The organism is Sphingomonas sp. R86521 (assembly GCF_042466235.1).
Taxonomy (GTDB): domain Bacteria; phylum Pseudomonadota; class Alphaproteobacteria; order Sphingomonadales; family Sphingomonadaceae; genus Sphingomonas.
Genome location: NZ_JAXHBY010000001.1, coordinates 3,258,500 through 3,270,743, shown reverse-complemented (window position 1 = coordinate 3,270,743; position 12,244 = coordinate 3,258,500). Strand labels below are relative to the sequence as shown.

At 65.7% G+C, this 12,244-nt stretch carries 11 protein-coding genes; 6 read left to right on the top strand and 5 right to left on the bottom strand.

Annotation, left to right across the window (positions count from 1 at the left end; all coding sequences use genetic code 11):
- Window positions 1-5 precede the first annotated feature (5 nt).
- The 4 genes from SJY20_RS15170 to SJY20_RS15155 are packed head-to-tail and all read left to right on the top strand — an operon-like array spanning window position 6 to window position 3,445.
- Window positions 6-896: a fatty acid desaturase gene (locus SJY20_RS15170; protein WP_380787747.1), complete on the top strand. Its 891-nt coding sequence runs from the start codon at window positions 6-8 to the stop codon at window positions 894-896.
- On the top strand, window positions 893-1,717 hold the full coding sequence (locus SJY20_RS15165; RefSeq protein WP_380787746.1) for a phosphate/phosphite/phosphonate ABC transporter substrate-binding protein: 825 nt from the start codon (window positions 893-895) through the stop codon (window positions 1,715-1,717). The genes SJY20_RS15170 and SJY20_RS15165 overlap by 4 nt, the downstream gene beginning before the upstream one ends.
- Before the next feature lie 19 nt (window positions 1,718-1,736).
- Window positions 1,737-2,690 (top strand): serine O-acetyltransferase EpsC, encoded by a 954-nt coding sequence (gene epsC / locus SJY20_RS15160; protein WP_380787745.1) that lies wholly within the window; start codon window positions 1,737-1,739, stop codon window positions 2,688-2,690.
- Window positions 2,690-3,445 carry a gamma-glutamyl-gamma-aminobutyrate hydrolase family protein gene (locus SJY20_RS15155; RefSeq protein ID WP_380788737.1) on the top strand — a complete coding sequence of 252 codons (756 nt, stop codon included), beginning with the start codon at window positions 2,690-2,692 and terminating at the stop codon, window positions 3,443-3,445. Before epsC ends, SJY20_RS15155 begins: the two co-directional genes overlap by 1 nt.
- Before the next feature lie 331 nt (window positions 3,446-3,776).
- Here SJY20_RS15155 and SJY20_RS15150 read toward each other — a convergent pair whose 3' ends face one another.
- From SJY20_RS15150 to SJY20_RS15140, 3 genes are all read right to left on the bottom strand, one after another.
- Complete coding sequence (locus SJY20_RS15150) at window positions 3,777-4,607, bottom strand: 23S rRNA (adenine(2030)-N(6))-methyltransferase RlmJ (protein ID WP_380787744.1); 831 nt, start codon at window positions 4,605-4,607, stop codon at window positions 3,777-3,779.
- Between the two features lie 48 nt (window positions 4,608-4,655).
- Window positions 4,656-5,234, bottom strand: coding sequence for a pseudouridine synthase (locus SJY20_RS15145; RefSeq protein ID WP_380787743.1), 579 nt, complete (start codon window positions 5,232-5,234; stop codon window positions 4,656-4,658).
- Window positions 5,235-5,413: 179 nt separating this feature from the next.
- Window positions 5,414-6,031: a hypothetical protein gene (locus SJY20_RS15140; protein ID WP_380787742.1), complete on the bottom strand. Its 618-nt coding sequence runs from the start codon at window positions 6,029-6,031 to the stop codon at window positions 5,414-5,416.
- A 64-nt stretch (window positions 6,032-6,095) separates the two neighbouring features.
- Between SJY20_RS15140 and SJY20_RS15135 the strand changes: the two genes are divergently transcribed.
- Window positions 6,096-7,196 carry an acyltransferase family protein gene (locus SJY20_RS15135; RefSeq protein WP_380787741.1) on the top strand — a complete coding sequence of 367 codons (1,101 nt, stop codon included), beginning with the start codon at window positions 6,096-6,098 and terminating at the stop codon, window positions 7,194-7,196.
- A 153-nt stretch (window positions 7,197-7,349) separates the two neighbouring features.
- On the opposite strand, the gene SJY20_RS15130 is transcribed toward SJY20_RS15135, so the two are convergent.
- On the bottom strand, window positions 7,350-8,777 hold the full coding sequence (locus SJY20_RS15130; RefSeq protein ID WP_380787740.1) for a glycoside hydrolase family 28 protein: 1,428 nt from the start codon (window positions 8,775-8,777) through the stop codon (window positions 7,350-7,352).
- Window positions 8,778-8,803: 26 nt separating this feature from the next.
- Here SJY20_RS15130 and SJY20_RS15125 point away from each other — a divergent pair, with 26 nt between their 5' ends.
- On the top strand, window positions 8,804-11,446 hold the full coding sequence (locus tag SJY20_RS15125) for a glycosyl hydrolase (protein WP_380787739.1): 2,643 nt from the start codon (window positions 8,804-8,806) through the stop codon (window positions 11,444-11,446).
- 2 nt (window positions 11,447-11,448) lie between these two features.
- On the opposite strand, the gene SJY20_RS15120 is transcribed toward SJY20_RS15125, so the two are convergent.
- On the bottom strand, window positions 11,449-12,240 hold the full coding sequence (locus SJY20_RS15120; protein ID WP_380787738.1) for an IclR family transcriptional regulator: 792 nt from the start codon (window positions 12,238-12,240) through the stop codon (window positions 11,449-11,451).
- Window positions 12,241-12,244: the final 4 nt, after the last annotated feature.

Sequence of the window (12,244 nt, the reverse complement as noted above, 5' to 3'; positions counted from 1 at the left end):
TTGCGATGCAGCGAAACGGGCTTAAAACGGTACAATGGCCGACGTTAATCGTTGCAGGCGCCATCTATAGCGGGTCGCTGGTCGCAACCACCTGGCACGCCGTAATTCCAACGCCTCTGCTCGCTCTTGCCGGCGGTTGGTTGCTCGCCTGGCACGGATCCTTGCAGCACGAGACCATCCACGGCCACCCGACGCGCCATCGGTTCATCAACGACGCGATCGGGTCGGTGCCGCTGCCGCTCTGGCTGCCCTATCGGCTCTATCGCCGCAGCCACCGCGCGCATCATGCCGCAGAGGTGATCACCGATCCGCATCATGATCCCGAGTCCCGGTATCGTAGCCAGACCGGCGGCGTGGGCCTGGTAGTCGGTTGGCTGCAATCGACGCTGGTCGGGCAGATGATCTTCGGTCCACCAATACTCGTTGTGCGCTTTCTGGCCGGGGAGGGGCGCCGGGCGACCCGGCAGCCGCGGCTGGTCGCCCGCGACTGGCTACCGCACCTCGTCGGGGTCGCCGCCGTTCTCTGGTGGCTGGATCATGTCGGGTTGAGCGTCACGCGCTATGCCCTGACGTTCGTCTATCCCGGCATGGCGCTGACGATGCTGCGATCGTACGCCGAGCACCGGGCCGATCTCGAAAGTCCCGGCCGGGCGGCGAGCGTGGAGGGGGCCGGGCTGTTGGCGCTGCTGTTCCTCAACAACAATCTGCACGCGGCGCATCATGAACGCCCGGCGCTCGCCTGGCACGACCTGCCGGCCTATCATCGGGCCAACCGCGCACGGTTTGCCGCGCAAGGCGCGCCCATCTACCGGGGATATGGCGAGATCGTGCGACGGTTCGCGGTCCATCCGCATGACGACATGGTCCATCCGGTGCATCGGGTACCGGTATCGTGACTGGTCTGATCGCCTCTCTGGGGATGTACGACCATCCCGCACAGCAAAGCGCCAACGACACGCTATGGGCCGCGATCGCCGACGCGCTTCGCGAACAAGGCGTCGAGGACGTGCCCCGCCACCTTGATCGGACACGCGATGTGCGGGCGATCTGGCACGATCCCCGCCTGCTGCTCGCGCAGGCCTGTGGCTATCCGCTGGCCGTGGATACGATACTGGCGCTCCGCGTGGTTGCGCTTCCGGTCTATGATGTACCAGGCTGCGACGGCGCGACGCATACCAGCGTCCTCATCATGCGCGCCAACGACGAACGGCAATCGCTCGATGCGTTTCGCGGCGCGCGCGCGGCGATAAACGATCCCCAGTCGAATACGGGGATAAACCTGTTTCGAGCAGCGCTGGCGCCGATAGCGGGGCCGTCATCGCACGGCGCGGCCTTTTTCCGCGACGTGGTCGAGACGGGATCGCACCGCGCCAGCATCGTTGCGGTCGGGACGGGCGACGCGGACATCGCCGCGATCGACTGCGTCACCTATGCGGCAGTCGAACGGTTCGAACCCGATCTGGCGGCGCAGGTCCGAATCCTCCAACGCAGTCCGGTATCGCCGACGCTGCCGTTCGTGACCGCTGCGTCGACCAGCGCCGACACCGTCATCGCGCTCGGCGTTGCTCTTCGAAGCGTCCTGGCCGACCCGGAACTGGCGGACGCACGCGCACGCCTGTTCCTCACCGGCGTGACGTTAGCAGACGAAACCGTCCTCGGACCGATCCTCGCGCTCCGAACCGGCGCGGCGCTCGCCGGGTACCCGGATATCCATTGAGGCACACGAGGATTTTATCATGTCGCTCACCGCACCGGATGCACCACGCGATCTCGCATCCACACTCGAGGAACTGCGCGCGGCCAGGACGGCGTGGCGACAGGATGTCGTCGGCCGGCACAATGTCTCGCGGTTTCCGTCGCAGGACGAAGTCGCACGCGGTGTCGAAGACCTGATCGCCGCGCTCTTTCCCGGGCGCCTCGGCGCGTTTGCCGGGCCGGAAACCATGGAGGACGCGTTCGTCGAGGAACGCCTACGGCGCGCGCTGGCCGGCTTGCAGCGACAGATCGAGAGCGAGTTCGACTATTGGCAGGGCGAGGCACTTCTCTCGTTCGACGTCAGCCAGGCAGCGATGATCGTCGGGCTGTTCGCTGCCGAACTCGGGCCGATCCGCGAACTGGTCGACGCGGACGTACGCGCTGCGTTTCTCGGCGACCCGGCGGCCCGCAGTGCCGACGAGATCCTGATCTGCTATCCCGGGATCGTCGCGATCCTGTATCACCGCATCGCCCACGCGCTCTACAGCTTGGGCGCGCCGATCGTGGCCCGGATCATCTCCGAACTCGCCAACAACCGCACCGGTATCGACATCCATCCCGGAGCATCGATCGGACGCAGCTTCTTCGTCGATCACGGCACCGGCGTCGTGATCGGCGAAACCGCGATCATCGGCGACCGCGTGCAGATCTACCAGCATGTCACGCTTGGCGCGCGCAGTCCGCTGGGCGTCACCGACGTGTCCGCACGCGAACGTATGGCGCGGCATCCGATCGTCGAGGACGACGTGGTGATCTATGCGGGCGCGACCATTCTTGGGCGGGTGACGATCGGTCGGGGTGCGACGATCGGCGGCAATGTCTGGTTGCTGGAGGACGTGCCGCCGGGCAGCGTCGTCGCACAGCCGACCGCGGTCATCCTGGCAGGCGATGCCGCTGGGCAGCTGCATGAGACGTTGCGAGGCCGCTCGGCGTGATGCGGTTCGCGTGTTGCGGCAGCGATGACGGGCCGATCAAGCCGGTGATCGGCGTGCTGTGCTGCAATGAGGTTGCGGACCGACCCATTCAGGCGGTCGCGACGCGGTTCGTGCACCCGTTGGTCCGCTATGCGGGCGCTACCGTATTGCTCGTCCCGGCGGTGGCGGACGTGATGGACACGCGCGCTCTGGCGGGGCGGCTCGACGGGTTGCTCCTGACCGGATCGCGATCGAATGTCGCCAAAGCCCGCTACAGCGCTACCGACGCGGTCGACGACGCAATCGATCTGGACCGGGACGCCGTGGCGCTGGAACTGGCCGGGAGGATGATAGAAGCGGGCAGGCCGGTGTTCGGTATCTGCCGGGGCCTGCAGGAGCTGAACGTGCTATTCGGGGGAACGCTGACCGAAACGCTGCAGGATGGGCATTATCGCTCGACCGCAGACGAGACTGCCTATGAATCGCTGTTCGATCACGTCCACGACGTGGATTTGCAGTCTGGCGGACTATTGGCGAATGCCACCGCGCAACGCAGGATTTCGGTCACCTCGGTGCACCGCCAGGGAATCGACCGGCTGGGCGGGGGGCTTACCGTCGAGGCACTCGCCGTATCGGATAGCCTGGTCGAGGCGTTCTCCGCGCAACCCTGCGGCGGCAATGTACTGGCGGTGCAATGGCATCCCGAATGGGACGTCGAGGGCAACGCATCCAGTCGTGCGTTCTTCTCTCTTCTTGGACAGTCGTTGGGCACGTAGCGCCGGGCGGCAAATCCGCTTGCGGATCTTCGTCACAGCCGGTTGTTTCTCCGATTGATGAATGGCGGATGTTGGGCAGCGAAAAACTGTCCTTGAATGTCCGCATTTGGGTCATGACAGCACAGCCGAAGAACGACGGGTATCGACCAGATCCGGTCGTTCAGATCAGCTTCGGTGAACGTCCAGTCCCGATGGAACTCGGTGTTGAGTATGCCCGAACTCGCCGGTCGGCATTGCGTCCCAATCAGTCATTGCAGCAAGCGCGCCGATCGCCTGAAAGCAAATCGGCGTCACCAACGGCCCTGGTTGAGTAGATCTTAGACTAGGCTCATCAATCGACCAACCAATCCGCTGTGATCTCGCCCCTATGCCCGTCCGGCGCCAGGGCGGCGCGGAGGGCTTCCAGCAGAGGCGGCAGCGCCTGCGTGAAGGCATAGGGTGGGTTGACGATGAAAAGGCCCGCTCCGTTATAGATGCCGGGCCGATCGGCATCATACAACCAATGCTCCACCGACAGGAATTTCGGGATGCCGAGCTTACGCAAATTGTCTTTCCACCGCTGATGCGTCGCGCGGTCTTTCAGCGGATACCAGATTACCGTCACGCCATGCGCCCATTTGCGGTGCGCCGCGGCGAGGGTTTCCGTGATGCGGGCGCGTTCGTCCGTCTGCTCGTACGGCGGATCGACCACTACCACGCCGCGACCGGTGCGGGTCGGAACCAGCGCCAGCCAAAGCTCATAGGCGTCGCGCTCATGCACGGCCGCAGGCGTACCCCGCATCGCGCCGCGCAGGGCGCTGGCGTCCTCGGGATGCTTTTCATTGAGGATCAACAAATCCTGCGGGCGCAGGGTCTGCGCCATAAATTGCGGCGACCCGGGGTAGAGGCGCGGCTCTGCCCCGACATTCACCGCCCTTACGGCGGCGCGATAGTCGTCCAACAAGGGGTTCGCGTCGGCAAAGGCCCGCAGCACGCCATCTGCGGCTTCGCCGGTGCGTTGCGCCTGCTCGCCGCCAAGGTCGTAGAGCCCACAGCCGGCATGGGTGTCGATCAGGGTCAACGCGCCCTGTTTTTGCTGCAAGGCCCGGACAAGGGCGATCAGCAGGCTATGCTTCACGACGTCGGCGCTGTTGCCGGCATGGAAGGAATGGCGATAATTCATTGAGATCCAAACGCTGCCAGCGGTTTCACATTCATACGCCAAACTGGGTCATCGGTCATACGTGCCGCTGGTACCCACGCTCAGGCTAGAGTGCTCCTTGAACTGGCCGGGCGCGATTCCCGCGACAGACCAGTCGCCGATCGACCAGCGGACCAGCCTCAGGGTGGGCAACCCGACCGCCGCCGTCATCCGGCGCACTTGCCGGTTGCGCCCTTCGCGGATGGTGATTTTCAGCCAGCTGTCGGGGATGGACTTGCGCTGGCGTATCGGCGGATCGCGCGGCCACAGGTCCGGCGCGTCGATACGGGCAACATCGGCAGGGAGGGTCATGCCATCCTTGAGCTGGACGCCCTGCCGCAGGCGCTCCAGTTCCGGCTCCTGCGGATCGCCTTCGACCTGCACGAGGTATGTCTTGGGCATCTTGAAGCGTGGATCGGAAATTTGCGCCTGCAGCCGCCCGTCATCGCATAACAGCAGCAGGCCCTCGCTGTCCTGATCGAGCCGCCCGGCGGGGTAGACACCCTTCACCCCGATGAAGTCCGACAATGTCGGCCGAACCGTCGGCGATCCGCGGTCCGTGAATTGCGACAAGACCCCGAAGGGTTTGTTGAACAGCAGCAAGGTCATCCTGAGCGTATATCGTTCGGCTGCGGCTGCGGCTATGTCGCCTGACGCATGCCGCTGCTGGATAGGCTGCGCCCGCCAGGCTGACCCCGATCTGCGGGTCGAGATCACTACGAGCGACGCGCGCCAGAACCTGATTGCGGACGGAGTCGATGTCGTTATTCGCCTGGGCGTCGGGCCGCTCAATGGCTACGGTTTCGGCGCGCCGGCTTGCGGGGCTCGCACGCTTGGTGGTCGAGCATTCTCCTATCTTGCCGAAACGGCATGACCGCCAGTCCGGCTGAACTCGTTCGGCACGATTGTATCGTCCAGCACGGCGTGTTCGGTCGCGCGAGCGACGCCGGCTTCGGCGCTTTGCCGTCGGCATCGGCACCGGTGCAGATGCTCGGGGCTCGGGGCTCCGGGCTCCGGTCCGTACCGTTGGCGATCCTTGTAGGGAGGACCGTCAGGCCCGGTCGTACCAGGGGTTCCGTCGACCCCAGGACGCCCAGATGATACGGATAATTCGAATTCCGCCCCGGTGCGATAGGTAGTCTGCCGGCACGGATGGTCAAAGCCGTCGACTTGACGGTTAACGAACCACCCTTGAAGATCAGCGCGTCGGCGATGGTCGCTTCGGGCGTCGCGTTGGGGCCGACGATCATGTCCGTGTCGATTGTCACGGTCTGGCCGATGGTACGCTGAACCTGCATCGGAAGGATTGGCTCGGCATGCGCCTGGGCTTCCGGCGTGAGATCGCCGGTGCCGAACAGATCGTGAAACTCCGAGATGGAGCCGATCGGCAAGGTGGTGTAGATCACCTTTCCTTCTTCCGTACCCTCAAGCAGACTGGTGTCGTCTGGTAGTCGTTGTGGAGGTCAAGGCATGCAAGCGCACGCGGTGGGATCGAAGGACAACTTCGACGTCCTCAACGGACTAAGGGGAGTTGCGGCGATCGCCGTCGTCACGATGCATCTCTCCTTCTACTTGGCGGCGATCCATCCGGCCAATGTTGCGCCTGCGGTGGACTTCTTCTTCGTGCTCAGCGGCTTCGTGATCGCGTTCGCCTATGAACGGCGGCTCGTCGCCGGCTTCGGCTTTGGTCGGTTCGTCCTGGCCCGACTCATCCGGCTCTACCCGCTCTACCTGATCGGCCTGACGATCGGTGCAGCGGCGATGTGGACCTATCAGCGCCCGCTGGACCCCGCAGGCTTCTATGCGCACCTGGCACTGAACATGTTGATGCTGCCGTCGCCGACGGGGTTCGATCCGACGAACCACGACCTGTTCCCGCTCAATTTCACCTATTGGTCGTTGTTCTTCGAGCTGGTCGCCAACCTGGGTTATGCCGCGGTCGCGCCGCGGTTGGGCAACAGGCTGCTGGCGGCGATCATTCTGCTTGGCTTGGCCGGGCTGATCGCAAGCGGGCTGGTCGCCGGATCGCTCGACAACGGTACGCTAAGGTCCACCTTCTTTGGCGGACTGGCGCGCGTGACGTTTTCGTTCTTCGCGGGCGTTGGCCTGTACCGGCTCTGGTGCGTCCGTCCGACGCGGATATCGCTTCACCCGGCGATCCTGTTCGTGCTGCTGATCCTGCCGTTGATGTTGAAGCCGGCTCCGCCGATCGGTTGGGTGTACGAGCTGGCCGTAATCACGCTGTACATGCCGCTGATGGTGTGGCTCGGCGCTGGGTCCCGGCCGATCGGCCGCTGGCGTTCGATCGCGGTCGCGCTGGGCGCGCTGTCCTACCCAGTCTATGTCATCCATGCGCCGGTATGGACCGCGATCCGGGCCTTTCATGGCTGGCGGGGGAATGTCTTTCTGCACGATCGCGCGCCGTGGAGCGGGCTGATGCTGACTGTATTGCTTTGCGCCGTGGCATGGGCGCTGGACCGATATGTCGATTATCCGCTCCGCCGACGGCTGTCGAAGACGCTGCTGCACCGTACGACGCATGCCGCCGACCCAAGCCTAGGCGACTCATGATCTACGGCGTGCGCCTGGGTATCCGCGCGTGACCAGAACCGTGTCGATCGTCGACACGGCGATGCGAGCGCGCGACCTGCACATCCTGGAGGATAGCCATTGTGCGATGGGGGCATCGTATCGTTGCGCTGTGGGCGGCCAAGTCGATCGACGTCACCCGAACAGCCGGGAACTCGACGTCGTGTCGGCCGGGGACGGAGCGGTGTAGGCTGGCGCCGTGGTCGGCTGGCCGTTTATGACGACATCAATAAAACGCACATCGGTCGCGCCTGATGCCGCCAAGGTCGCGTTCTGCGTGAGTTGGACTTGCAGTCCCTCGATCCGGATATCGCTGATCGTGGTCTGCCCGACATTGGGTCTGATGATCCCGAAAGCGCCGAAGCGGCCTCTGATATTGCGCAGGGTGATGTTGCGGACAATTGATTTCGGCGGCTCGGCGCCCTTCAGATCCTTGTACTGCGACCACGGCTCGATCAGCAGGATCCTGCCGCCGGCGTTGTCGAGCGTGATGTTGCGCAGGTGGATGTCTTCGTAGAGCTGCGGCGTGTCGGGCCGCAATTTCAGCATCAACAGGTTGATGGCGCCCGTGACCGTACAATTCTCGACGATCACGTCGCGTACGACAGTGGCCTCGCTGCCGCACGTGAACGCCTGGTGGCCGCGGCGGAAATGGCAGTTCCGTATCCGCACATGCTCGACGGGCGGACTGTCCGTATCCTGCATCGCATACGGCCCCTTCGAGCCCTTCGCGGCGATGCAGTCGTCGGTGACCGAGAAATAGCAGCCGTCGATGACGACGTCGCGGCTGCTGTCCAGATCGATGCCGTCCGTGCTCGGCGCCTGCTTGTAGTCGTCGGGGACCTCGAAACGGGCGTTGCGCACCAGCACGCCGCTGCAGCGGTAGAGGTGCAGATTCCAGAATTGCGAATCCTTGAAGGTGACCCCGTCGATCGTCACGCGCTTGGAGTTTTCGATCAGCGCCAGGCGCGCGCGGGGGAGGCCGAGATTGGGAAAGCGGCTGGGGTCCGGCGCGGCGGCGCGCAGCTTCCAGAACAAATCCCAGATCGGCCGTCCCGCGCCGTCGAGCGTGCCCGCGCCCGTGATCTTGAGGTCGTCGCATCCGTCGGCGTTGATCAGCGCGGGCGTGAAGCTGTCCTCGAAATGTCCTTCGATGCGCGTGCGACGAGGGGGAAAGTTCTGCATGTCGGTGCTGCAGCGGAGCACCGCGCCCTTGGCCAGATGCAAGCCGACGCCAGGCTTGAGGAACAGTGCCCCACTGACGAACACGCCTGCCGGAACCACGACGGTTCCGCCGCCCTGCGCCGCCAGATGGTCGATAGCGGTTTGGATGGCCCGGGTATTGACGGTGACGCCATCCGCACGCGCGCCGAAGTCGGTGATGGAGACACCGCGGGGTGCGCCGGCCTTTGCGCGCGCCATCACGCTCCAGGCGGTTGCGGCAAGCATCGAAAGCCCGAACCGGCGCCGTGATGGAAACGAAAAGGACATGGGTGGATTGCTCTCGCTCGGGCCGATGGCATTAGCTACCAGCAGAACGCCGACGCGGTCCACCGCGCGCATACATCTGTGGTGAGAGGATCGTCGGGGTGAAGACATTCCGAATATGGCTGCTTTCGGCGATGCTCTTCGCCGCGCCTTGCCATGCCGGAGACGTCGCTCCGGCCGGCGTGTCGCTGTGGGATCGTTTCGAGCACCCCGCCGACGACGCCCGACCGATGGTGCGGTGGTGGTGGTTCGGCCCTTCGGTGACGAACGGCGAACTGGATCGAGAGATGGCCGCGATGAAGGCGGGTGGGTTCGGCGGCTTCGAGGTGCAGCCGACCTACCCGCTCGCACTGGACGACCCGGCAACGGGTATCCGGAATTCGCCCTATCTCTCGGACCCGTTTCTTGCGGCGCTGCGGCATGTCGGCGGGGTGGCGCAGGCGTCCGGGTTGCGGATGGACGTCACGCTCGGCAGCGGCTGGCCGTTCGGCGGTGCCTATGTCCCGGTGACGCAGGCCGCTGCCAGCCTGCGGATGACGACCGTGTCGGTGCCGGCCGGCGCGACGGAGATACCCTTGCCATCGTTGCAGCAGGGCGAGCACGCGCTGACCGCCTTCGTCGATGGCCGTCGCCTGCCGGTCAACGGTGCGGGTGCGATACCGATCCTCCCTGCGCCGACCGAACGTAGCGCCATGCTGTTCGTCGCGGCGCGGACCGGGCAGCAGGTCAAGCGCGCTGCGGTCGGTGCCGAAGGCTTCGTCATCGATCACATGAGTGCGGCCGCGGTGGCGAACCATCTGGCGTCGGTCGGTGACCGCCTGTTGTCCGCGTTCGACGGCGCCCGGCCGCCCTATGCGATGTTCTCCGACAGCCTGGAAGCCTATGGGTCGAGCTGGACCGACGACCTGCCGCAGGAATTCCGCCGCCGCCGCGGCTATGACCTGCTCGATCACCTGCCCGCGCTGTTCGGCAACGCGCCCGACAGCGCAGCGGTCCGCTTCGACTGGTCGCGAACATTGTCCGAACTGGTCGACGAACGCTATCTTCGTCCGATCACCGCCTGGGCGCATGCGCACGGCACGCGCTTCCGCGCGCAGGTCTACGGCTTTCCCCCACCGACGCTGTCAAGCAACGCGCTGGTCGATCTGCCCGAAGGTGAAGGGGCCGACTGGCGCCGGTTCACCTCGACGCGGTGGGCGACATCCGCCGCGCATCTCTATGGTCGACCGATCGTGTCGTCCGAAACCTGGACGTGGCTGCATTCGCCGGCCTGGGCAGCAACCCCGCTCGACATGAAGGTCGAGGCAGATCGCCACTTCCTGCAGGGCGTGAACCAGATCGTCGGCCATGGCTGGCCCTATTCGCCGCCGGGCGCAGCGGAACCGGGCTGGGCGTTCTACGCCGCCGCCGCGCTCAACGATCACAATCCGTGGTACCCGGCGATGCCGGCGGTGACGGGGTATCTGCAACGCGTCAGCGCGATGCTGCGCGAGGGCGTCCCGGATGCGGACGTCGCCGTCTACCTGCCGATCGAAGACGCATTTGCCGATATGCGTCCCGAGCATGCGTCGGTGAACGAAGAGATGCGGTCGCGGCTGCAGGGCGATGTCGTGGCGCAGGTCCTCGACGCGGGACACGGCGTCGACTTCGTCGATGCGCAGGCGATCGTTGCGGGCAAGCTCACCGCGCACTTGCTGGTGCTGCCGCGCATGACCCGGATCGACCCGGCCGCCTTTCGCGCGATCGCCGCATGGGCGAGACGCGGCGGACGCATCATAGCGGTCGACGCTTTGCCCGACACCGCGGGCGGCTTGCACGACGGTGCGGCGGGCGGGAAGCTCGTTCGCGCGCTGTCGAAGGCCCTGTCGCGGAGCGGCAATGTGGCAATCGTCCCCGGCAAGATGCTGGGCGAGACGGTGCAGCGGACCCTGCCGCCGGCGATGGCGCTTGCACGCGCCGACCCGGCGATCGGCTTCGTCCGCCGCAAAGTACACGGCGGCGACCTGTATTTCGTCGTCAATACCGGCGCGAAGCCGGTCGAGACGACCGCGCGCTTCGCCGGAGACACCGGTCACGGTCAGTGGTGGGATCCGCTGACGCGAGCGCGGAGTGCCGCGGGCGCCGGCGATATCGCGCTCCACCTCGCTCCGTATGAGTCGCGGATGCTGCTATTCGTGGCGGGTCTGCCCGACCTGCCAATGGAGAAACCGCTGCGGCCGTTGCTCGATCTCTCGACCGGCTGGCAGGCGCGTGTCGCGGGCAGCGATGCGCTGGCGCCTGCGCCGGGGAGTTCGTGGACCAGCGATCCCGCACTGCGTCACTATTCGGGCGCGGTCCGATATACGCGGCGCTTCGCCCTCCCGGCCGCCGCAGCCGGTGCTGCCGCAGTCATGCTGGATTTTGGACAGGCTACGGCGCTCGCAGAGGATACGCCGGATCGCCCGCGCGCCGCCATCGCTGCACCCGTGCGGGAAGCTGCGACGGTGCGCGTCAACGGGCGCGACGCAGGCACCGTCTGGGCTGCGCCGTGGCGGATCGACATCGGGCCGTTCCTGGTGCTCGGCGAGAACGAGATCGTGGTGACGGTGATGAACGGCGCCACCAACGCACTGTCCGCGCGCGCCGCACCCGCCCGTAATCTGCTTACGCTGAAGTACGGCGAACGTTTCGTCGACCAGGACCGCGACAAGCTCGTCGTCACGCCCTCCGGGCTCCTCGGTCGCGTGACACTGATTTACCGCTGAACCTACGAAAAATTGCCAAGCTCGCGGCTGACCGATCGTCCCGTTTCCGCGATCAGCGGGTTGAAGGCCGCCATCGTCTCGGCGTCGAGATAATGCGCGGGCGCGGCGATGTTTATCGCGCCGACGATCCGGCCTGCCGCATCGCGCACCGGCGCGCAGACCGAGTTGATGAAATCGGGTGCCGGACCGATCTGGTTCAGCACGCCCGTCGCCCGCACCGCCGCCAGCCGATCGAACAGATCGTCCTGGCGGTGCCGCGCGTCGACCCGCGCGAACAGCCGTGAACAACTGGCATGATCGTCGTCGGACATCAGCGTCTTGCCGAGGCCCGTTTCCGGCAACAGCCGCCGCGTCCCCGGTTGCGACGTCACCGCGACCCGTTCGGTTCCCGCGACGCGCGACAGGTGGACCGAATGATCGCCGTCGCGCCGCGCGAGGAACGCGCTCAGGCCGGTGCGCTGGGCGAGCGCCTCGAGGTGTGGCTGCGCGACCGTGACGATGTCGGTGTACGCCGAGGTAGCATGCCCCAGTTGCAGCAACGTCGCCCCGCCGCGCAGGCGTCCGTCCCCCGACATGGCGAGATAGTTGCGCGTGGTCAGCACCGACACCAGCCGGTACACCACGCCCTTGTTGATACCGGACTGGCGGATCAGGTCCAGGATCGACATCGGCTCGCGCGCCGCGCGCTCCAGCAGGTCGAGACCCCGCTCCAGCGTCTGCGCTCCGACGATCCGCGCCACCGCCTCTTCCGACTGCTCGGCTGACTTACGAATGCGATCGTCGACATCTGTCATGCGT